The sequence below is a fragment of the Cellulomonas sp. EB106-03-03-XG116 genome, from assembly GCF_058792015.1.
The window spans coordinates 1-20,544 of the sequence record NZ_JBYTEP010000035.1; the positions used below are offsets into that span (position 1 = coordinate 1).

Consider the following 20,544-nt stretch of genomic DNA (forward strand, 5'->3'; position numbering starts at 1 on the left):
ACGGCCTTTGTCGGCAGCGTCAGGTGTGGAGAAGAGACAGGCCGCGACCCGGGCGTCGCGCTGCCCGCGGGGCGTCACCCGGCGCGCGGCCTGCGGCGCGCGGCTCGCGGCTCGCAGCGCGAGGTCGTCACATCGGGACGAGGTCGTCACTCGTTTCCACCGACCTCGCTCGGATGTGACGACCTCACGGGTCGCCCGCCGAGGTCGGCGGTTGCGGCCACGGCGACCGGTGCGGAACCGTCGACGTCGGGCGCGACCGCCGACGTCGGGCGGAGGCGCCGACGTCGGGCGGAGGCGACGACCTCGGGCGGAGGCGACGACGGAGGCGGAGCTCGCGGGGTCGCCGGGCGGGGTGGGCTCGCCGCTCCAGCGCGTGGTGCAGCGCGGCGTCTGCGCGACCGGCGAGGCCCCGCGGACGTCAGGCCGGTGGGGCCGTGGTCGTCGCCAGGATCGCGCCCGCCGTGGTCGCGTCGACCACGTCGGCCAGCGGGGCGTAGAGCCGGATCGCGTCCAGGGCGCGCGCGTGGCTCGCGTCGTCGGCCCCCGCGCACGCCTCCGCCACGACGCGCACGGCCACGCCGGCGTCGGCCGCGGGGAGCGCCGTCGACAGCACGCAGCAGTCGGTCGAGACGCCGGCGAGCAGCATGGTGTCGCCCGGGCGGAGGTGCGCCGCGAGGTCCGGGCCCCACTTGCCGAAGGTCGTGGCGGTGACGACGGACGACGCCGCGGCGAGGTCGGCCAGCTCCGGGACGATCGCGTAGGCCGGGGCGTCCTCGGGCTGCAGGGCGAACGGCCAGTCGGCGTAGTACGCCACCCACGCGCCCTCGGGGCGCTCCGGGGCGACGAACCGCGTGAACACGGTGCGGTCGGCGCCCGCCTGCTCGGCGAGGGCGCGGACGACGGGCAGCGCCTCCGCGAACCGCGGCGCGGCCCACGGGCTGCCCGGGTCGGCGAACACGGGCTGCATGTCGATCACGACCAGCACCGCCCGCCCGGGGGCGGCACCCTCCGCACGCGCGTCCGTGGTGCTGCGGTCGCTCGTGGTTCCGCGCTCGCCCGTCGCACCGCGCTCGCCCGTCGCACCGCGCTCGCCCGTGGTGCCGCGCTCGCCCGTCGCACCGCGCTCGCCCGTGGTGCCGCGGTCGCCCGCCGTGCCGCGGTCGCTCGTCGCACCGCGCTCGCCCGTGGCGCCGTGCTCGCCCGTGGCGCCGCGCTCGCCCGTCGCGCCGCGCTCGCCCGCCGTCGCCCCGCCCGCGTCGTCGCCCACCGGGGCGGCCGTCACCGCGCCACCCCCGCGCCCGCGCCGGCGTCCACGGCCCCGGCCGTCGGCGGCAGCGCCTCCTGCCGCCGCACCGCCCCGCGGCGCAGCAGCAGCGTCCCGAGCAGCCCGACGGCCAGCGCCACCAGTACCCCGAGGTTCGCGTACGCCCAGGCGCCCGAGGTGCCGCCGAGACCGAACGGCCCGAGGAGGTAGCCCTGCCAGGACAGCCAGCCGGCGGACGCGTTGGTGACCAGGCCCCAGCCGAGCACGGTGCCGAGTGCGAGCAGCGTCAGCGGCACCCCGGCGGCCCGCCCGTAGCGACCCCGCGGGTCGAACAGGTCGAGGTCGTCGTAGTCGCGGCGCCGCAGGACGATGTCGGCGATCATGATGCCCGCCCACGCCGCGATCGGGACGCCGAGCGTGATGAGGAAGCCCTGGAACACGCCGAAGAAGGTGTCGGAGCCGAACACGATGTAGATCGTCCCGAGCACCATGATCACGCCGTCGATCCCGGCGGCGACGGGCCGCGTGATCGGCAGCCCGGTGGACACGAGCGCCAGCCCGGACGAGTAGATGTCCAGCACGGCGCCGCCGATCAGCCCGAGCACCGCCACGACCGCGAACGGCACGAGGTACCAGGTCGGCAGGATGGTGGTGAGCGCGCCGATCGGGTCGTCGCTGATGGCCGCGCGCAGCTCCGGGTCGGAGCCGGCCAGCAGCAGGCCGAACAGGAGCAGCACGACGGGCGCGAGCGAGGCGCCGAACGTGGTCCAGCCGACGACGCCGCGCCCCGAGGTGTGCCGCGGCAGGTACCGGGAGTAGTCGGCGGCCATGTTGACCCAGCCGAGGCCGAAGCCGGTCATCATGAAGACGAGCGCGCCGATGAACGCCTGGGCGGTGCCGGAGGGCAGTGCGGTGACGGCGGCGGTGTCCACGTGGTCGAGGACGAGCAGCACGTAGCCGACGGTCAGCACGGCGGTGACCACGGTGATGATGGTCTGCATCCGCATGATCAGGTCGAAGCCGAACACCCCGCCCGCGATGATGAGCGCCGCGACGACGACCAGGGCCACGACCTGCACGCCGGTGCCGCCGCCCCAGCCGAGCGCCTCCACGACGGTCGCGGTCGCGAGGGTGGCGAGCGCGGTGAGGATCGTCTCCCAGCCGACGGTGAGCAGCCAGGACAGCACCGCGGCGACCCGGTTGCCCTGCACGCCGAGGGCGGCGCGGGACAGCACCATCGTCGGGGCGGACCCGCGCTTGCCGGCGAGCGCGACGATCCCGCACAGCAGGAACGAGAACACGATGCCGACGACGCTCGCGACGACGGCCTGGGTGAAGGACACCCCGAAGTCGAGGACCCACGCGCCGTAGGACAGGCCGAGCACGGAGACGTTCGCGGCGAACCACGGCCAGAACAGCTGCCGCGGGGTGCCCTTGCGGTCGCGGTCGGCGATGACGTCGACGCCGGCGGACTCGACGGCCAGCGCGCGGCCGGGCGGCACGGCGCCGCCGGGCTCCGCGTCGGGGCCGGGCGCGGGGACGGAGCCGGGCGCGGGGACGGGGCCGGGCGCGGCGCCCGCCGGGGGAGGGACGGTCATGCGACCCATCCCACCACCGCGGACGCCCGCGGTCACCCCCTGGGGGCAGGCCTGGGGACGACGCCCGGCGCGTCGGGGCTGCCACGATGGTGGGGTGTGTCCGGGAGGGCTCGTGGACGAGGTGATCAGGGCGGTGCTCGGGCCGGGCGCCCGGACGACGTCCGTGCTCGCGGGCGCCGGCGGTGCGTCGGTGCGCGCCGTGACGAATCCCGGTGGCGAGGCCCTCGTCGTGAAGACCGCGCCCGCGGGTGCGGCGCCCGACCTGCTCCGGGCGGCGCTGGCGCAGGAGTCGGCGCGGGCGGCCGGGGTGCCGGTGCCGCGCACGCTGGCCGCGCGGGTGGTGGCCGGGACGCAGGTGCACGTGACCGAGCGGGTGGCCGGCCGCGGGTGGCACGAGGTGCACCCGCGCGTGGGCGACGCGGCCCGGCGGGCGGTGCTGGCCGAGCTCGCCGGCGTCCTGGCGCGCCTGCGGGCGGCGGCGCAGCCGGGGTTCGGCGAGCTCGACGCGCCGGGCGCGCCGGAGCGGGACGCCCTGCGCGAGCGGACCCGCCGGCGGGTCCCCGCCGGGTGGCGGCTGGACGCGGCCGAGCGCCTGCTCGACCGGTACGACGCCCTGTTCGACGGGGCCGGGGGCGCGGTGCTCGTGCACGGCGACCTGCACCACGCGAACGTGCTGGTGCGGCCGGACGGTCCCGGGTGGCGGCTGGCGGCGGTGCTCGACTGGGACAGCGCGTGGGCCGGTCCGGCGGACGCCGACGCGGCGCGGGCCGCCCTCTGGGACGGGATGCCCGGATCGCCCGACGACGCCGACGGACGCGCCGCGGTCCAGCAGCTGCTGTGGTGCCTGGAGTTCCGGGACGAGGGTGCCCGGCACCGCGCGGACACCGCGCGGCTCGCTGCGCGCCTCGGCGTCGCGCTGTGACGTCGGGGACCGCCGGCGGGGTGCGCCGGCGGTCCCGGCGCGGCCGGTCGGGGCGGCCTGTCGGCGCGGCCGGTCAGCGCGTCGCGCGCCGCCGGAACAGCCAGGCCGCGGTGAGGCGCGCGACCACGAGCAGCCCCGCGCACCACGCCAGCGCCACGAGCGGCTGCCCGCCCGGCGCGCCGATCAGCCACGCGCGCACGGTGTCGGTCACCGGCGTGACGGGCTGGTAGGTGGCGATCCACTCCAGGACCCGCGGCATGGACTCGGGCGGGACGAACGCGCTCGACACGTAGGGCAGGAACATGATCGCGAAGGTGAACCCGTTGGCGGCCTCGGGACCGGACGACACCATCCCGATGCACACCGCCGTCCAGGTCAGCGCGAGGACGTAGAGCAGGACGAGCCCGGCGACGGCCAGCCACCCGCCGGCGCCCGCGGTCGGCCGGAACCCGGCGAGGTACGCCACGCCGACGACCAGCGCGGTGGACACGGCGTTGCGGACGACGGACTCGACGACGTGGCCGGTCAGCGCGGCGACCGGTCGCACGGGCAGGGTCCGGAACCGGTTCATCAGGCCGCCGGTCATGTCGGACGCCACGGAGACGGCCGTCGTGGCGGCGCCGTAGCCCGCGCAGAGCAGCACGATGCCGGGGACGACGTAGTCGACGTAGGCGGCCTGCCCGGTCTGGATGGCACCGCCGAACACGTAGACGAACAGCAGCATGAGGATCACCGGCAGCGCGATCCCCATGATCAGGGTGTCGGGCGTGCGCAGGGACCGGCGCAGGCTCCGGCCGATCATCGCGGCGGTGTCCTGCAGGGCCCAGCCGCCGGCGGGCGGGCGGGTGACGGCGCGCGCGGGCGCGAGTGCGGTGGCGGTCACGAGGCCTCCCGGGCGAGCAGGTCCGCGGCGTCGGCCGCGGGCGCGTCGGCGGCCGGCGCGGCGTCCGCCGGGCGGCCGGTGAGGGTGAGGAAGACGTCGTCGAGCGTGGGCACGGCGACCCGCCAGGACTCGACGGGCAGCCGGCGGAGCTCGACGTCGGCGAGGATGCGGCGCACGTCCGGCACGGAGGCGTCGGTCGCGACCCGCTCGGTCCGCCCGTCGGCCAGCTGCAGCTCGACGTGCGCGGCGCCGACCTGGCGTTTGAGCTCCGCGGCGGTGCCCTGCGCGATGACCCGGCCGTGGTCCAGGACCGCGACGCGGTCGGCGAGGGCGTCGGCCTCGTCCAGGTACTGCGTGGTCAGCAGCACGGTGGCGCCCTGCCCGACGACGTCGCGGATGACGGCCCACAGGTCGGACCGGCTGCGCGGGTCGAGCCCGGTGGTCGGCTCGTCGAGGAACAGCACGGCCGGGCGGGTGAGCAGCCCGACGGCGAGGTCGAGCCGCCGGCGCATCCCGCCGGAGTAGGTGCGCACGAGCCGGTCGGCGGCGCCCTCGAGGTCGAACAGCCCGAGCAGCTCGTCCCCGCGGGTGCGCCCGGCGGAGCGGGGGAGGTGGGCGAGCCGGGCCATCAGCCGGAGGTTCTCCCGGCCGGTCAGCAGCTCGTCGACCGCGGCGTACTGCCCGGTCAGGCTGATCGCCTCGCGCACCCGGTCGGGCTCGCGCACGACGTCGTGGCCGGCGACGGCCGCGGTGCCGCCGTCGGGGCGCAGCAGCGTGCTGAGGATCTCGACGGTGGTGGTCTTGCCCGCGCCGTTCGGCCCGAGCAGCGCGAGCACCTGGCCCTGCGGGACCGCGAGGTCGACGCCGGTCAGCACGGTGGTCGACCCGAACGCCTTGCGCAGCGCCCGGGTCTCGATCATCGGGGTGTCCATCGCCGGCTCCTTTCTGTCTACGTCGTACACGGATAGTGCGGTGTGTATGTTGTACACAGTTGTCCGCCCGACGGTCAAGGAGTCCGATGCAGCCCGACGACGAGCGGCCTTCGGCCCCCGACGCCCCCGACGCCCCCGACGCCCCCGGCGAACCGCACGACGGGGACGACCCCGCCGCGCGCAAGCACGCCGAGGCCCTGCGCCGGGACCGGGAGAAGGCCGCGCGCGCCGCCCAGAAGGAGGCGGCCCGGGCGGAGAAGGACCGGGAGCGCGCCCGCCGCGACGCGGAGAAGGCGCAGCGGGACCGGGACCGCGCCGCCCGCGCGGCCGAGAAGGAGGTCGAGCGGCTGCGCGCGGAGCAGGAGCGCGCGGTCCGCGAGGTCGAGCGCGAGGCCGACCGCGCCGAGCGCGAGGCGGAGAAGGCGGCGCTGGACGCGGACCTCGCGGCCCGGCGCGCGGCCCGGCAGGTCGAGCGGGCGCGGCTGCGGGCCGAGGCGGCCCGGGAGCCGGGCGACGAGCAGCCGGGCGCCGACCTCCCGCCGGGCCTGGCCGTGCTGTGGCGCCCCGCCCCCGTCGGCCGCCGGGGGCCGCGGCCCGGGCTGACGCTGGACGGGATCGCGGGGGCGGCCATCGCGCTCGCGGACGCGGACGGGCTGGGCGCGGTGTCGATGGCGCGGGTCGCGGAGCGGCTGGGCGTGACGACGATGGCGCTCTACCGGTACGTGTCGAGCAAGGACGACCTGCTGGCGGTGATGCTGGACGCGGCGCTGGCGGAGGCGGTGGAGGAGACGGGGCCGGCCGACGCGCCGGGATCGCCCGGCGGCCCGGGTTCGCCCGGCGCGGGGGACGACGGCGCGCCCGCCTGGCGCGCCGCGCTCGAGCGCTGGTGCCACGACCAGCTCGACCTCGCCCGCCGGCACCCGTGGGCGGTCCAGACCCCGGCCGCCGCCGCGCTGCCGGGGCCGGCGCGGGTGGCGTTCCTCGAGCGCGGGCTGCGGGCGCTCGACGGGACGCCGCTGACCTGGCCGGAGCGGACCGCGGTCGTGGGGCGGGTGTCGCTGCACCTGCTGGCGGAGGGGCAGGTGGTCGCCGCCGAGGCGCAGGCGGCGCGGGCGGCCGAGGCGGTCGCGCGGGAGGACGGCGGCGCCACCGGTGCGGGTCCGGCCGCGCACCCGGCGCTCGTCGACTACGCGTCGCTGCTGCGCGCGGTGACGGACCCCGAGCGGCACCCGGTGCTGGCGGAGGCGCTCGACGCGGGCGCCTTCGACGACGACGCCGTCGCCGAGGACGACGACGGGCACCCCGACTGGGGGCTGCGGCTGGTGCTCGACGGGGTGGCCGCGGTGATCGCGCGGGCGGAGGCGCGCGAGGCCGCCCGGACCGCCGCGGACGGCTGACCTCGGGGGCCGACCGCGCGGTCCGTCCGTGTCGGTGGCATGAGGTTGGATGGTCCGCGTGCTGACGGTAGCGAGTGTCAACGTGAACGGGATCCGGGCCGCCTTCAAGCGGGGCATGGCCGACTGGGTCGAGGCCCGCCGGCCGGACGTCCTGCTGCTGCAGGAGGTGCGCGCCTCGGACGAGATCCTCGGCGACCACCTGTCCGCCGCGGACTGGCACCTGGCCCACGAGGCCAGCGAGACGAAGGGCCGCGCGGGGGTCGCGATCGCCTCGCGGCTGCCGATGCGCGCGGTGCGGATCGGCATCGGCACCGGCGTGCCCGCCGACAGCGGCCGCTGGGTGGAGGCGGACCTCGAGCTGCCCGCGGCGGACGGCGCCGAGCCGCGGCTGCTCACCGTCGTGTCCGCCTACGTGCACTCCGGGCAGGCCGGCACCCCGAAGATGGACGAGAAGTACGCGTTCCTCGACGTGATGACCAAGCGGCTCGCGGAGCTCGCGGGGGAGGGCGCGGACGTGGTCGTCGCGGGCGACCTCAACATCGCGCACCGCGAGGTGGACATCAAGAACTGGCGCGGCAACCGCAAGGCGGCGGGCTTCCTGCCCGAGGAGCGGGCGTACCTGGACACCTGGTTCGATGAGCAGGGCTGGCGCGACCTGGGCCGCGAGCACGGCGGCGAGGGCCCCGGCCCGTACACGTGGTGGTCGTGGCGCGGCCAGGCGTTCGACAACGACTCCGGCTGGCGGATCGACTACCAGCTGGCGACGCCGTCGCTCGCGGACCGCGCCCGGACGGTGGAGATCGACCGGGCCGCGACGTACGACGCGCGGTTCAGCGACCACGCCCCGGTGGTCGTCACCTACGACGTCTGACCCGCGCGGCGGGGCCGGACGCGCGGCGGTGGGCGACGTCCGCCCGCGGCGCGGTGCCGGTGGCGGCGGTCGCGCGCGGCCGCACCCGGCGCGCCCCGGGATTCACCCGGCGTGCGCCGCCTCCCACGCCTCCGACGGCGAGCCCGGCCGCCCGCCGTGCATCGACACGACCGTCCCGGTCGCGTCGGCGGTCAGGTAGGCGTCGTCGTACTCGTCACCGACCCAGAGGTGGAACTCGACCGGGGTGGTCACCGCCGGGTCGGTCGCCCGCCGCACGAGCACGGACGGCCCGCCGGGCGCGGTGATCCCGGTGAGCTCCGGCACCTGCGCGACGAGCGGCTCGACCAGCGACCAGTCGACCGCGGTCACGTCGAACAGCTCGTCGGGTAGCGTGGCCGGGTCGGGCTGCATCGTCGCGGCACCGTCCCGGGCCGCCTCGCCGTCCCGCCAGGTGTACCGGTCGGTGGTCGGCGCGCCCGGCGCGGTGAGCCCCTCGGCCACGATGTAGTCGCCGTAGATCCCGACCTCGGTGAACTGGGTGCCGCCCGCCACCGCCGCCAGGTCGTCGACCGCCCCGCGCGTGTTCGCCGCCGCGAACAGGTCGACCGGCGCAGCGGTCTCGGCGTCGGTGACCGGGCCGCTCGCCGCACCGGCCTCGGCCTGGACCTCCTCCAGCGGCGTGCCCTGCACCAGCGCGAGCGCCTCGTCGCGGACCGGCCAGACCCGCGCGCCGAACCCGACCAGCGCGAGGACCAGGAGCAGCACCGCCGGGATCCGGATCAGCCCGCGCCGGTCGCGGCCCCGTGCGGGCGCGGCCTCCCAGACCGGCGCCTCGGGCAGGTCGCGGACGTGCGTGTCGCGGTCGGCGATGTCCTGCCAGCCGGCGGGGGCCGGGTCGAGCAGCGCGACGTCGGGCCGCTCGGCGTCGAGCTGCGCGACGACCACGACGGCGCCGCGCTGCAGCCCGGGCAACCGCCCCAGGTTGACGACGCTCCGGGTGGTCGTGGTGTACGCGGGACGGGTGCGGGACGCGACGACGAGCCGGATCTCGCACAGCGGCTGGTCGTTGATCGTGGTGCCGGTGGCCCGGGTGTCCAGCACCTTGGCCAGGCTGACCCGGTTCTCGCGGAGCGCGGCCTCGACGTCCTGCGGCCGGGCGTGCCGCGACCCCGCGAACGTGCGCCCGATCGACACGAGGACCATCAGCGGCACCATCACCCCGAGGGAGGCGCCGAACGCCCACTCCCACCCCGCGTCCAGGTCGGCGACCCGGAGGACGACCGAGGCGACGAAGAACCCGATGACGGCGGAGAGGAGCAGGCGGAGCACGGACCCCACTCTGCCCAAGCTGCCCGAAGCATCTCAAACCGGGCATGTCGCTGACGTGCGGGAACGCGTCACTCGGGGGTGGGCGCGCCCGGCAGCTCCCGCATCCGCAGCAGCGGCGAGAGCAGCACCGGCAGCGCCGCGACGACGGCACCGGCGGCGCCCACCCACAGCGTCGTGGTGGCGCCGAAGGTGTGCCCGAGCCAGCCGCCGAGCAGCCCGCCGATCGGCGTCGTGCCCCACACGATGAACCGCACCGAGGCGTTCATCCGGCCGAGGAGGGGCGGCGGGCACACCCGCTGCCGGAAGCTCACCTGCGCGACGTTGTAGACGACGACCGCGAAGAAGAACAGCGCTCCGCCCGCGATGAGCGTGGCCTGCGGCGGGAACGGCAGCACGGCCGCGAGCGGGGTCAGCGCGGCGCCCGGCGCGAACGCCAGCGCGGACAGGGGGATCACCCGGCCCTCGCCGAACCAGCGCACCAGCCGGTCGGAGGCGACCGCGCCGAGCAGGCCGCCGACCGCCGAGGCGGACAGCACGGTGCCGTACGCCGCCTCGTCGAGACCGAGCGTGCGGAGCGCGAAGATCACCGTGACCGCGCCCGCGGCGGCGGTGAACAGGTTGCCGATCGCGGTGCAGGCCACGATCCGGCGCAGCAGCGGCTGCCGGACGACGAAGTGCCACCCCTCCGCGATCTCCTCCTTGAGCGGCCGGCGGTGCTCGCGGGGCGGCAGCTCCTCGACCTTCCGGATCCGGGACAGGGCCAGCGCGGACACCAGGTAGGTCGCGACGTTCACCGCGAGCAGCACGGGGGCGAGCACCACCCGCAGCAGCGCACCGCCGATCGCCGGCCCCGCGACCTGCGCCACCGACTGGGTGGCCTGGAGCTTCGCGTTGCCCTCGCCGATGTGCGCGAGCCCGACCAGCCCGGGCACGTACGACTGGTGCGCGACGTCGAAGAACACGGTCGCGACGCTCATCACCAGCGCCCCGGCGTACAGCACGGCCATCGAGGCGTGCCCGGTCAGCGCGAGCACCACGACCACCGAGAGCGCGGCGGCCCGGACCAGGTCCGCGGTGATGAGCACCCGGCGCTTGCGCATCCGGTCCACCCAGGCGCCGGTCGGCAGCCCGATGACGAGGAACGCCGCGGTCTCGGCGGCGGTCAGCAGGCCCATCTGCCACTCGGTGGCGTGCAGGTCCCGCACCGCGAGCACCGGGAGCGCGATGCTCGTCAGCTGGAAGCCGAGCTGGCCGAACGCGTCGCCCGCCCACAGCCGGCGGAAGTCCGGGTGCCGGGCGAGCGAGCGCCGGGTGCCGGGCGGGTCCGGCTCGACGGGCGCGGAGGTGCCGAGCGGCGGGCCGGCGGGTGCGGGGGTCGACATGGCACCAGGGTGGCGCGACTGATTGAGAGAAGTCAATCGGTGATTAGGATCGGACCATGGCACCGTCCCCCGACCCCGACCGCGACCGCGACCGCGACCGCGAACCGGCCCCGGCGTGGGCCCCCGCCGCGCCCGACCCGGCGGGAGGTCCGGACTCCGCGCCCGACTCCGCCGAGCTGGACGCCGACGCCCGGGCCCTCGCGTCCACCCTCCGGATCCGCATCCTCCGGCTCTGCCTCGACGACCCGCTGACGAACCGGGAGATCGCCGAACGCCTGGGCAAGAACCCTGCGACCGTGCTGCACCACGTCCGCACCCTGGTGGACCGGGGATTCCTCGCCGCGGAGCCGGTCCGCCGGGGCGCGCGCGGCTCCCGCGAGGTGCCGTACCGGGCGACCAGGAAGTCGTGGCGCGTGCCCGACTTCCCCGGTAAGTGGCAGCTCATGCTGTCGACGTTCGTGGAGGAGGTCGCCGAGGCCGACCCGGAGTCCGTGCGGATGACCCGGCTCGGCGTTCGGCTCAGCGCGGACGAGCGCGACGAGCTCATGTCCCGGGTGGACGCGTTCTTCGGTGAGCTGGCCGAGCGCCGTCCGACGCCGGAGGGCCGCCCGTACTCGATCCTGTTCGCCCTGCACGAGGACGCCGGCCGGCTCCCGCGGGGGTAGCCGCTCAGTACCGGATCGCGTCGATCACCTTGACCCGGACCGCCCAGACGGCGGGCAGCAGCCCGGCCAGCGCACCGACGCCCGCCGCGCAGGCGAGCCCGGTGAGCGCCGCCGACAGCGGGAACGGCGGGCGGTCCTGGAGGACGGTCCCGAACATCCGGTCGACCGGCAGCAGGTCGAGCGCGACCACGGCCAGGGCCACCCCGACCGCGCCCGCGACCAGCGTCGCGACCACCGACTCGAGCAGCACCCCGAAGAACACCCGGCCCGACGTGGCGCCGAACGACCGCCGGATGCCGATCTCCCGGATCCGCTGCCGGACGGTGACCAGCGCGATGTTGAGCAGCCCGAGGCCGCCGAGCAGCAGGGCGAACCCGCTCACCGCGAGCACCACCCAGCGCGCGGCGGCGTCCAGCACGGCGGGGTCGCCCTCCGAGGTGTAGGCGTCGACCTGGTACCCGGGCAGCGCCGCGGTCAGGTCCGCGGTCACCCGCTCGCGCAGGGCGTCCACGTCGGCGGGCGGCACCCACAGCTCGAGGGCCGGCGGCTGGGACCCCTGGCCCCACGGGTCGACGGCCAGCCCCCAGCGGTCGGCCTGGTCGAGCAGCACCGTGTAGGTCGGGGGCTCGTCGGTGTACTGGTTCGGCACCACCCCGATCACCTCGGCCGTGACGGGCTGCTGGCCCTGCAGGACGACGGTCGGGTGCCCGGACAGGTCCTCCGCGCCGAGCGCGGCGAGGAACGCCTCGTTGACGACCAGCGTCGGCGCGAGCCGGTCCGCGTCGCCCGGCGCGAAGTACCGGCCCTGGGTCGGCACGATGCGGTGGATGATCCCGTACGCGGGGTCGACCATCTGGCCGTTGAGCACCTGCGCTCCGCCCGGGAGCTCGGCGGCGACCTGGCCCCAGGTCGTGCGCGACGCGTAGGTGACGGCGTACCGGTCGACGACGTCGAGCATCGCGGCGGACGCGGCCGCCCCGTCGGAGGCGCCCGTCGTCGACCACGCGGAGACGCTGATCGTGGTCTCCCGGCCGTTCCAGCGCTCGGTCTGCTCCCGCATCGCCTGGCCGAGCATGTCGACGGCGGCGGTGACGCCGGTGATCGCGGTGACCGCCGCCGCGACGCCGATCAGCGAGAGCAGCACCCGCAGCTTGTGGACCCGCAGCTCGTCCCAGGCCTCGACGAGCGCGCCGGCCAGCCCGGTCACGCGGCACCGCCCGGGAGCGCGGGGCGGTCGGGGCCGGCACCGACGGCGGCCGGCGTCCCGTCGGCGGTCGCGCCGAGCGTGGGGACGTCGCCCACCCACTCCGCGAGCGACCCCGGCCGGTCGGGGGCCACCAGGGTCACCGGCACCAGCACGCCGTCCGCCAGCCGGTAGTGCCGGCTGGACCGCGCGGCCACGGCGAGGTCGTGCGTGATCGTCACGAGCGCCGCGCCGGACTCCCGGGCGATGTCGTCCAGCAGCGTCATCACCGCGCCGCCGGTGTCGACGTCGAGGGCGCCGGTCGGCTCGTCGGCGAGGATCACCCGCGGCCGGCGGACCAGGGCCCGGGCGATCGCGACCCGCTGCTGCTCGCCGCCGGACAGCCGGTCGGGCAGGTCGTCGAGCCGGTCGCCCAGCCCGACGCGCTCGAGCATCTCGGCCGCGAGCCGGTCCCGGGACCAGAACTGCCGGCCCCGCGCGTACAGCAGCGGCGCGGCGACGTTCTCCAGCACGGTCCGCCCGGTCAGCAGGTTGAACTGCTGGAACACGAACCCGAACGACGCCCCGCGCAGCCGCGCCCGCCGGCGGCCCGACAGCCGCCGGGTGGAGGTGCCGCCGAGCAGGTACTCGCCCTCGGTGGGGGAGTCGAGCAGCCCGAGCAGGTTGAGCAGCGTCGACTTGCCGGTGCCGGAGCGCCCGACGACGGCGACGTGCTCGCCGGCGTCCACGCTCAGCGTGACGCCGCGCAGGATGTGCAGCACCCGGTCGTCGGCCAGCCGCACGGACCGGGTGACGTCCGTCAGCTCCAGGAGGCTCATCCGCCGCACACGTTCGGGTCGGCGGTGGCGGGGTCGGTGCAGTCGACGTCGGTCAGGCTCGACACCGGGGCGTACTCCAGGACGGTGTCGCCCTCGGCCAGCCCCTCGGTGATCTGCACCTGCTTGCCGTCGGTGAGGCCCAGGACCACCGCGCGCTGCTCGCTCGCGCCGTCGGCGCCGACGACCCACACGTTGCCGTTCTGCACGGAGCCCTGGACGGCCGTCACCGGCACGACGAGCGCGCCCTCGGCCGTGCCGTTCACGATCTCGATGTCCGCGCCCAGCCCCGGGAACGCGGTGACCTCCGCCGGCACGGCGCAGGAGACGGTCCCGGACGTGGTGGTGCCGGCGTCGGGGGCCTGCGGGTCGGCCGGCTCGTCCTGCGCGGCCGCGCCGATCCGCAGCCCGGTGCAGGTGAACGGCGCGGGACCGCCCTTGAGCGTGACGGTGGCCTCGCCCGGCGCGTTCACGAGCCGGTACTGCTGGTCCGGCGTCAGCGTGCCCTGGACGGACAGCGTGCCCGGGGTGACGGTGCCGACCGAGTCGCCCACGGCCACGACCTGGTCCTTCAGCACGGAGAGGCGCAGCGTCCCCGGCGTGCCCGCGAGCACCGTCTGCCGGGTGACCTTCGGCTTGTTCTCGGTGACCGTCTGCATCCCGGTCTCCGGGTCGGTGGCGACGGTGGGGTCGACCGGGGTCTCCGAGCGCAGCTCGAGCACCGGGGTGTCGGCGGCGACCGCCTGGCCGTCCTCCGCGAGCAGCCGGTGCACGGTGCCGGCGAGCGTCGCCCGGACGGGCTTCGCCGGGTCCGCGACGACCGAGGCGGAGACCGTGACCGCGTTGGTGACGGTGCCGGTGGCGACCTGCACCTGCGGCTCGGTCACCTGGGCGGACGGCTGCAGCGGGTCCTCCGCCGCGGACACCCGGTCGGCGCCCGCGAACGCGATCTTCGCGAGGGCGACGGCGATGACCGCCCACAGGACGATGCGGATCGCGGGGAACACGATCCGGCGCGTGACGCCCACGGCGCCTCCTCCGGTCCACGCGCGCGGTCCGGGGTGCCGCGCGCTATCTTGCGGCGAACGCTACCGCGCGAAGCGGACTACCGAGGCCGGTTTCGGGCACCGACTTCCCACGAGGACGACCCGGGCACCCGCGGCCCGCCTTGGCGCCGAGATCGGTGCTCCGGGCCGAGATCGGTGGTTCGGAGCACCGATCTCGGCGAGAAGCACCGATCTCGGCGAGCGCCCGGCGTGGGTCAGGCCGCCGGGGCGCTCGCGGTGGCCACCAGGAACGCCGGCGCGTGCAGGCCCTCGGCCGCGAACGCCGCCGCGACGGCACCCGCCACGGCGTCGACCGCGTCGGCGCGCACCAGCGCGATCGCCGAGCCGCCGAACCCGCCGCCGGTCATCCGGGCGCCGAGCGCGCCGGCCTCGCGCGCGGACTCGACCGCGACGTCGAGCTCGCGGCAGGACACCTCGTAGTCGTCGCGCAGCGAGGCGTGCGAGGCGTCCATCGCCGACCCGACCTCCTCGACGCGGTCGTCGTCGAGCAGCCCGACGAACTCCTCGACGCGCGCGATCTCGGTGACGACGTGCCGGACCCGGCGCACGAGCACCTCGACCTCGTCGCGGCCCTCGCCGACCGGGCCGGTGCCGTGCGCGAGCGCGGCGAGGGCGTCGCCGAGCCCGTGCAGGTCGATCTCGCGGAGCGTGGCGATGCCCAGGCGGGACGCGGCCTCCTCGCACGCGGCGCGGCGGGCGGCGTACTGGCCGTCGACGAGCGCGTGCTCGGCCTTGGTGTCGATGACGAGCAGCGCGAGGTCGTGCGCGGACAGGTCGAACGGCACGTGCCGGGTGGACCCGTCGCGGCAGTCGAGCAGCAGCGCGTGGCCGGCCCGGGCGCGCAGCGACACCGCCTGGTCCATGCCGCCCGTGCTGGCGCCGGCGATCTCGTTCTCCGCGCGGATGCACGCGTCGGCCAGCGCGGCGCGCCCGGCGTCGTCCGGCGCGTCCGCGGTTCCCGCGAGGCCGAGGCCGTACAGGGCGTCGAGGGCGACCGCCGCGGCGCACTCGAGGGCCGCCGACGAGGACAGCCCGGCGCCGTAGGGGACGCACGAGTCGACCGCGACGTCGAAGCCGCCGACCTCGTGGCCGGCCTCGCGCAGCGCCCAGGCGACGCCGACGACGTAGGCGGGCCAGCCGCTCACCGCGCCGGGCGCGACCTCGGACAGCGCGACCTCGCGGACGCCGGTGCTCTCCTGCGCCGACACCAGGCGCACGGTGTCGCCGTCGGTGCGGCGCACGGCGACGTAGGTGCGGTGGGGGAGCGCGAACGGCAGGCAGAGCCCGCCGTTGTAGTCGGTGTGCTCGCCGATGAGGTTCACCCGGCCCGGCGCGGACCAGGTGGCGTCGGGCTCGGCGCCGAACCGGTCGGCGAACAGCGCGCGCACGCGCTCGGCCCCCGCGGCGGGCTCCCAGGCCCCGACCCACACCGGGGTGTCCTCGTGCTGCTGCTCCATGCGGGTCATCGCTCCTCGGGCTGGTGGTCGGTCGGGGTGAGCAGCGCGCAGCCGGCGTCGGCCAGCACCGCCCGGGCGGGCTCGGGGAGTCCGGCGTCGGTGACGACGACGTCCACCTCCTCCAGGGACGCGATCCGGGCGAGCCCGACCACGCCCCACTTCGTGTGGTCGGCGAGCACGGTCACGGCGGCCGCGCACCGCAGCAGCGCGCGGTCGGTGGCGGCCTCCGCGAGGTTCGGGGTCATCAGACCCGACTCGTCGAGGCCGTGCACGCCGAGGAACAGCCGGTCGACCCGCAGCGTCGCGAGCGCGGTGTCGGCGACGGGGCCGACCAGGGCGTCGGACGGGGTGCGGCTGCCGCCGGTGAGGATCACGTCGAGCGCGGGCGCGCCCGCCCCGGCCGCGGCGTCGTGCAGGGTCCGCGCGACCGGAAGCGAGTTGGTGACCACGGTCAGCGGCCGCAGCGCGGGGTCGGCGGCGATCTGCTGCGCGAGCAGGTGCACCGTCGACCCGGCCGACAGCGCGACGGCCTGGCCGGGCTCGATGGTGCGGGCGGCGAGGGCGGCGATGTCCCGCTTCTCGGCCGTGGCCCAGGTGCTCTTCTCGGCGAAGCCGGGCTCGTCGGTGGGTCGGCCGGGCCCGCCGTCCGCGGCCACCGCCCCGCCGTGCACGCGGCGCACGAGGCCGGCGCGGTCGAGCTCGGTGATGTCCCGCCGCACGGTCATCTCGGAGACGTCGAGCTGCTCCACCAGGTCGGCGACGCGGACCGCTCCGTGGGCGCGCACCTCCGCGAGGATCCGGTCCTGACGCTGACTCGCGAGCACCGCGACAGTATCCACCAGGACCGGACAGGAACCAACACCGCCGGCGTCGGGGGCGGGTGGGGCGCCGCGCCGCGGGTCGGAGGGACGCCCGCGGCGCGACGCCGGCTCAGGCGGCCGCGGCGGCCGGCGCGAGCGGGAACGCCCGGGCGTACGCCTCAGGGCCGTGCCACCGCTCGACCCACGCCTGGTGCGGCATGAGGATCCAGAGCAGCGGGTACAGCAGCACCGGGGTGCCCGGCAGCACGACCAGCACGATCACCGCGAGCCAGCGCATGGGCCAGGCGCCGATGCCCACGCGCTGCGCGAGTCCCGCGCACACCCCGCCGAGCACCCGGCCCTCCTGGGGCCGGACCAGGCCGTGCCGCCACATGAAGCCGTAGATCCCGTTCATCGTCATCTCTCCTCCGGTCGGTTCTGATACCCAGAACACTGCCGGGGAGCCGGGGTGCGGCACATCGGGGGACGACCCGGGGCCGCCCCTGAGATCACCGGGACCGGGGTCGGCCGGACGGGCGACGCGGGCGGCCCGGCCGCGCCGGTCGCGGGTCGCCCGCGCGGACGAGCGGGGTCCGCCCGCGGGGGGACGGCGCCCGGCGGGCGTCAGCGCCCGACCGGCGTCAGCCCGAGCGACTTCCCGGCCAGCCCGCGCGAGCGAGCGGTCAGCGCCGTCGCCACCCCGCGCAGCGCGACCGCCGCGGGGGAGTCCGGGTCGGTGAGCACGACGGGCGTCCCGCCGTCGCCGGCCTCGCGCAGCCGGATGTCGAGCGGCACCTGGCCCAGCACCGGGACGGTCGTGCCGGTCGAGCGGGACAGCCCCGCGGCCACCCGCGCGCCACCGCCGGCGCCGAACAGCTCCAGCCGCGAGCCGTCCGGCTGCTCCAGCCAGGCCATGTTCTCGACGACGCCGACGACGCCCTGCCGGGTCTGGGTGGCGATCGACCCGGCGCGCTCGGCGACCTCCGCCGCCGCGAGCTGCGGGGTCGTCACGACCACCAGCTCGGAGCCGGGCAGCAGCTGCGCCACCGAGATGGCGATGTCGCCGGTCCCGGGCGGCAGGTCGAGCAGCAGCACGTCGAGGTCGCCCCAGAACACGTCCGCGAGGAACTGCTGGAGGGCGCGGTGCAGCATCGGCCCGCGCCAGACGACGGGCTGGCCCGGCGGGACGAACATGCCGATCGAGATCACCTTGACCTCGTGCGCGATCGGCGGGAGCAGCATCTCGTCGACGCGGGTCGGCGGCTGGGTCACGCCGAGCATCCGCGGGATCGAGAAGCCGTAGATGTCCGCGTCCACGACGCCGACCCGCAGCCCCTGCTGCGCCATCGCGACGGCGAGGTTCGCCGTGACCGACGACTTGCCGACGCCGCCCTTGCCGGAGGCGACGGCGAACACCTTCGTCAGCGAGGTCGGCTTGCTGAACGGGATCACGGGCTCGGCGCCGCCGCGCAGCCGCTCGGTGAGGGCCGCGCGCTGCTCGGGGCTCATCACGCCGAGCGCCATCCGGACGTCCGCGACGCCCTCGACGGTCCGCACGGCCGCGGTCACGTCCTTCGTGATGGTGTCCCGCAGCGGGCACCCGGCGGTCGTCAGGTCGATGCCGACGGTGACGAGCGCGCCCGCGGCCGGGGTGGTGTCGACGTCGACCGACCGGACCATGCCGAGGTCGGTGATCGGCCGCCGGATCTCCGGGTCGAGCACCCGGGTGAGGGCCTCCCGCACGGCGGCGGCGACGGCCTCGGGGTCACGGGTGTCCAGCGCGGGCGACATGCCGTCCATCGTAGGTGCGCCCGCGGTGGTGCCGGCCGGGACCCGGGCGCGAGACCCGCGGCTCAGCCCGTGGGGGTGCGCCCGCGGTCGTCCGCGACCGCCCGGCGGTCCCGCTCGCGGGCGCGGTCGGCGCGCCCGCGGTCGACCCGGTCCCGCGCGGCCGCGTCGCGCGCCGTGTCCGCGGCGTCGTCCTCGGCCGCCTCGCGCTCCTCGACCAGCTCCTCCAGCAGGTTCCGCAGCTCGGACCGGACGAAGTCGCGGGTGGCGACCTCGGACAGGGCGATGCGCAGGGCCGCCATCTCCCGGGCCAGGAACTCGGTGTCCGCCAGGTTCCGCTCGGCGCGCTGCCGGTCCTGCTCGGCCTGCACCCGGTCGCGGTCGGTCTGCCGGTTCTGCGCGAGCAGGATCAGCGGCGCGGAGTACGACGCCTGCAGCGACAGCATGAGCGTGAGGGCGGTGAAGCCGTTGGCGGCCTTGTCGAACCGGAGGTGCTCCGGGCCCCACGAGTTCCAGACCAGCCAGGCCGCGCAGAACAGGCTCAGCCAGAGCAGGAACTTGGGCGTGCCCATGAACCGGGCGATGCCCTCGGAGACCTTGCCGAACGCGTCGTCCTCGAGCTTGGGCAGCAGGCTGCGGCGCGCGGTCTTCGGGGTGTCGAGACGGTCAGCCACGGCGGCCTCCCCTCGGGGTCGGGCGTGCCGCGGGGCGGCCGCCGCGGGCGCCGACGGCGGGCACCTCGCCCGTCGGGACGGGCTGCACCTCCTCGTCGGTCTCGCGCCAGTCCTCGGGCAGCAGGTGGTCGAGCACGTCGTCGACGCTGACGGCGCCGAGCAGCCGACGGTCGTCGTCGACGACGGGGATCGCGAGCAGGTCGTAGGTCGCCAGCCGGCGGGTCACCGCGAGCAGCGGCGCGTCGGCGGGCACGGGGTCGATGTCGGTGTCGACCAGGGCGCCGATCGCCTCGTGCGGCGGCTCGCGCAGCAGGCGCTGCAGGTGCACGACGCCGATGAACCGGCCGGTGGGCGTCTCCAGCGGCGGCCGGACGACGAACACCATCGACGCCAGGGCGGGGGTGAGGTCCTTGCGGCGCACGTGGGCGAGCGCCGCGGCGATCGGCGTCTCGGGGCCCAGGACGACCGGCTCGGTCGTCATCAGGCCGCCCGCGGTGTTGTCCTCGTACGCGAGCAGCCGGCGGACGTCCCGCGCCTCCTCGGGCTCCATGAGGGCCAGCAGCTCGGCCTGCTGGTCGTCGGGGAGCTCGCCGAGCAGGTCGGCGGCGTCGTCGGGCTGCATCGCCTCGAGGACGTCGGCGGCGCGGGTGCGCTCCAGGTGCGACAGGATCGCGACCTGGTCGTCCTCGGGCAGCTCCTCCAGCACGTCGGCGAGGCGCTCGTCGTCCAGCGCGGCCGCGACCTCCATCCGCCGGGTCGAGCCCATGTCGTGCAGCACGTCCGCGAGGTCCGCGGGCTTCAGCTCGTCGTACTGCTGGAGCAGCAGCGCGGCGCCCTGGGCATCCGCGGCGGTGCGCGCCAGCCCGGCGATCTCGTCGATGTCGAGCAGCTCGGGCACCCCGCGGCGGCGCAGCAGCCCGCCGCGCCCCGTGTGCTTGCGGACGAACACCTTGGCGACCAGCCAGTCGCCGTTGCGCTGCCGCTCGATCGCGACGTCCTCGACCGTCGCCGAGCCGGAGCCGTCGGCGAGCTGCACGGTGCGGTCGAACAGCTCGCCGACCACCAGGGTCTCGAACGGGCGCTGCTCGAACCGGCGCATGTTCACCAGGCCGGTGGAGATGACCTGGCCGGCGTCGATCGCGGTCACCCGGGTCAGCGGCACGAACACCCGGCGCTTGCCGGGCACCTCCACGACCAGGCCGACCGCGCGCGGGGCGCCCTTGGGGCGGAGCAGCACGACGACGTCGCGGACCCGCCCGACCTGGTCGCCGATGGGGTCGAAGACGTTGGTGCCGGCGAGGCGCGCGACGAAGACTCGGGTCCCGGTGCCGCTCACGGTGGTCAGCGTAGACGGCGCACGCCCCCGGGGCGCGCCGCGACGCGGGTGGTCCCGGGCCGGGTGCGACCCTGGCCGGATCCTGGACGCCGACCACGAAACCCCTGCGTATCGGCCGTACCGCCTGGCGCCGCGACCCCCCGTGGGGCGAGGATGGAGG

The 20,544-nt window shown here is 76.6% G+C and carries 19 protein-coding genes; 4 read left to right on the forward strand and 15 right to left on the reverse strand.

What is annotated here, in order from left to right:
- Nucleotides 1-418: 418 nt before the first annotated feature.
- Entirely contained in the window at nucleotides 419-1,282 is an 864-nt protein-coding gene (locus AC3WUG_RS13145) for an isochorismatase family protein (protein WP_492328074.1), read from the reverse strand.
- A complete protein-coding gene (locus AC3WUG_RS13150) occupies nucleotides 1,279-2,862 on the reverse strand; it encodes a purine-cytosine permease family protein (protein ID WP_492328075.1) in 1,584 nt (527 codons plus the stop codon). The genes AC3WUG_RS13145 and AC3WUG_RS13150 overlap by 4 nt, the downstream gene beginning before the upstream one ends.
- 112 nt (nucleotides 2,863-2,974) lie before the next feature.
- Between AC3WUG_RS13150 and AC3WUG_RS13155 the strand changes: the two genes are divergently transcribed.
- The gene (locus AC3WUG_RS13155; protein WP_492328076.1) at nucleotides 2,975-3,784 is read left to right on the forward strand and encodes a phosphotransferase family protein; all 810 of its coding nucleotides are present in this window, start codon (nucleotides 2,975-2,977) and stop codon (nucleotides 3,782-3,784) included.
- Nucleotides 3,785-3,857: 73 nt separating this feature from the next.
- Here AC3WUG_RS13155 and AC3WUG_RS13160 read toward each other — a convergent pair whose 3' ends face one another.
- A complete protein-coding gene (locus AC3WUG_RS13160; RefSeq protein ID WP_492328077.1) occupies nucleotides 3,858-4,667 on the reverse strand; it encodes an ABC transporter permease in 810 nt (269 codons plus the stop codon).
- Nucleotides 4,664-5,599 carry an ATP-binding cassette domain-containing protein gene (locus AC3WUG_RS13165; RefSeq protein WP_492328078.1) on the reverse strand — a complete coding sequence of 312 codons (936 nt, stop codon included), beginning with the start codon at nucleotides 5,597-5,599 and terminating at the stop codon, nucleotides 4,664-4,666. The genes AC3WUG_RS13160 and AC3WUG_RS13165 overlap by 4 nt, the downstream gene beginning before the upstream one ends.
- Nucleotides 5,600-5,685: 86 nt before the next feature.
- Between AC3WUG_RS13165 and AC3WUG_RS13170 the strand changes: the two genes are divergently transcribed.
- Both AC3WUG_RS13170 and AC3WUG_RS13175 read left to right on the forward strand, forming a co-directional pair.
- A complete protein-coding gene (locus AC3WUG_RS13170) occupies nucleotides 5,686-6,996 on the forward strand; it encodes a TetR/AcrR family transcriptional regulator (protein WP_492328079.1) in 1,311 nt (436 codons plus the stop codon).
- Nucleotides 6,997-7,054: 58 nt separating this feature from the next.
- On the forward strand, nucleotides 7,055-7,867 hold the full coding sequence (locus tag AC3WUG_RS13175) for an exodeoxyribonuclease III (RefSeq protein WP_492328080.1): 813 nt from the start codon (nucleotides 7,055-7,057) through the stop codon (nucleotides 7,865-7,867).
- Between the two features lie 102 nt (nucleotides 7,868-7,969).
- On the opposite strand, the gene AC3WUG_RS13180 is transcribed toward AC3WUG_RS13175, so the two are convergent.
- Both AC3WUG_RS13180 and AC3WUG_RS13185 read right to left on the reverse strand, forming a co-directional pair.
- Nucleotides 7,970-9,196, reverse strand: a complete 1,227-nt coding sequence (locus tag AC3WUG_RS13180; RefSeq protein ID WP_492328081.1) for a hypothetical protein — start codon at nucleotides 9,194-9,196, stop codon at nucleotides 7,970-7,972.
- A 68-nt stretch (nucleotides 9,197-9,264) separates the two neighbouring features.
- On the reverse strand, nucleotides 9,265-10,578 hold the full coding sequence (locus AC3WUG_RS13185; protein WP_492328082.1) for an MFS transporter: 1,314 nt from the start codon (nucleotides 10,576-10,578) through the stop codon (nucleotides 9,265-9,267).
- A 56-nt stretch (nucleotides 10,579-10,634) separates the two neighbouring features.
- Between AC3WUG_RS13185 and AC3WUG_RS13190 the strand changes: the two genes are divergently transcribed.
- The gene (locus AC3WUG_RS13190) at nucleotides 10,635-11,243 is read left to right on the forward strand and encodes a winged helix-turn-helix transcriptional regulator (RefSeq protein ID WP_492328083.1); all 609 of its coding nucleotides are present in this window, start codon (nucleotides 10,635-10,637) and stop codon (nucleotides 11,241-11,243) included.
- A 4-nt stretch (nucleotides 11,244-11,247) separates the two neighbouring features.
- Here AC3WUG_RS13190 and AC3WUG_RS13195 read toward each other — a convergent pair whose 3' ends face one another.
- The 9 genes from AC3WUG_RS13195 to AC3WUG_RS13235 all read right to left on the reverse strand — a co-directional run bounded on the left by AC3WUG_RS13195 (nucleotide 11,248) and on the right by AC3WUG_RS13235 (nucleotide 20,384).
- On the reverse strand, nucleotides 11,248-12,450 hold the full coding sequence (locus AC3WUG_RS13195; RefSeq protein WP_492328084.1) for an ABC transporter permease: 1,203 nt from the start codon (nucleotides 12,448-12,450) through the stop codon (nucleotides 11,248-11,250).
- A complete protein-coding gene (locus tag AC3WUG_RS13200; RefSeq protein ID WP_492328085.1) occupies nucleotides 12,447-13,265 on the reverse strand; it encodes an ABC transporter ATP-binding protein in 819 nt (272 codons plus the stop codon). Before AC3WUG_RS13200 ends, AC3WUG_RS13195 begins: the two co-directional genes overlap by 4 nt.
- Nucleotides 13,262-14,290, reverse strand: coding sequence for a permuted SH3 domain-containing protein (locus AC3WUG_RS13205; protein WP_492328086.1), 1,029 nt, complete (start codon nucleotides 14,288-14,290; stop codon nucleotides 13,262-13,264). The genes AC3WUG_RS13200 and AC3WUG_RS13205 overlap by 4 nt, the downstream gene beginning before the upstream one ends.
- Before the next feature lie 233 nt (nucleotides 14,291-14,523).
- Nucleotides 14,524-15,786: a galactokinase gene (gene galK / locus AC3WUG_RS13210; protein WP_492328087.1), complete on the reverse strand. Its 1,263-nt coding sequence runs from the start codon at nucleotides 15,784-15,786 to the stop codon at nucleotides 14,524-14,526.
- 5 nt (nucleotides 15,787-15,791) lie between these two features.
- Nucleotides 15,792-16,610 (reverse strand): DeoR/GlpR family DNA-binding transcription regulator, encoded by an 819-nt coding sequence (locus AC3WUG_RS13215; RefSeq protein WP_492328088.1) that lies wholly within the window; start codon nucleotides 16,608-16,610, stop codon nucleotides 15,792-15,794.
- 106 nt (nucleotides 16,611-16,716) lie between these two features.
- Nucleotides 16,717-17,001, reverse strand: a complete 285-nt coding sequence (locus AC3WUG_RS13220) for a PspC domain-containing protein (protein ID WP_492328089.1) — start codon at nucleotides 16,999-17,001, stop codon at nucleotides 16,717-16,719.
- A 209-nt stretch (nucleotides 17,002-17,210) separates the two neighbouring features.
- Nucleotides 17,211-18,377 (reverse strand): Mrp/NBP35 family ATP-binding protein, encoded by a 1,167-nt coding sequence (locus tag AC3WUG_RS13225; protein WP_492328090.1) that lies wholly within the window; start codon nucleotides 18,375-18,377, stop codon nucleotides 17,211-17,213.
- Between the two features lie 62 nt (nucleotides 18,378-18,439).
- On the reverse strand, nucleotides 18,440-19,048 hold the full coding sequence (locus AC3WUG_RS13230; protein ID WP_492328091.1) for a DUF1003 domain-containing protein: 609 nt from the start codon (nucleotides 19,046-19,048) through the stop codon (nucleotides 18,440-18,442).
- Nucleotides 19,041-20,384, reverse strand: coding sequence for a magnesium transporter MgtE N-terminal domain-containing protein (locus AC3WUG_RS13235; protein ID WP_492328092.1), 1,344 nt, complete (start codon nucleotides 20,382-20,384; stop codon nucleotides 19,041-19,043). The genes AC3WUG_RS13230 and AC3WUG_RS13235 overlap by 8 nt, the downstream gene beginning before the upstream one ends.
- Nucleotides 20,385-20,544 lie beyond the last annotated feature (160 nt).

What these genes read in the sequence shown, in the direction of transcription:
- AC3WUG_RS13185 (WP_492328082.1), bottom strand. Translation starts at nt 10,578, where the DNA reads ATGTCGACCCCCGCACCCGCCGGCCCGCCGCTCGGCACCTCCGCGCCC.
- AC3WUG_RS13200 (WP_492328085.1), bottom strand. Translation starts at nt 13,265, where the DNA reads ATGAGCCTCCTGGAGCTGACGGACGTCACCCGGTCCGTGCGGCTGGCC.
- galK (WP_492328087.1), bottom strand. Translation starts at nt 15,786, where the DNA reads ATGGAGCAGCAGCACGAGGACACCCCGGTGTGGGTCGGGGCCTGGGAG.
- AC3WUG_RS13170 (WP_492328079.1), top strand. Translation starts at nt 5,686, where the DNA reads ATGCAGCCCGACGACGAGCGGCCTTCGGCCCCCGACGCCCCCGACGCC.
- AC3WUG_RS13150 (WP_492328075.1), bottom strand. Translation starts at nt 2,862, where the DNA reads ATGACCGTCCCTCCCCCGGCGGGCGCCGCGCCCGGCCCCGTCCCCGCG.
- AC3WUG_RS13190 (WP_492328083.1), top strand. Translation starts at nt 10,635, where the DNA reads ATGGCACCGTCCCCCGACCCCGACCGCGACCGCGACCGCGACCGCGAA.
- AC3WUG_RS13225 (WP_492328090.1), bottom strand. Translation starts at nt 18,377, where the DNA reads ATGTCGCCCGCGCTGGACACCCGTGACCCCGAGGCCGTCGCCGCCGCC.
- AC3WUG_RS13165 (WP_492328078.1), bottom strand. Translation starts at nt 5,599, where the DNA reads ATGGACACCCCGATGATCGAGACCCGGGCGCTGCGCAAGGCGTTCGGG.
- AC3WUG_RS13220 (WP_492328089.1), bottom strand. Translation starts at nt 17,001, where the DNA reads ATGAACGGGATCTACGGCTTCATGTGGCGGCACGGCCTGGTCCGGCCC.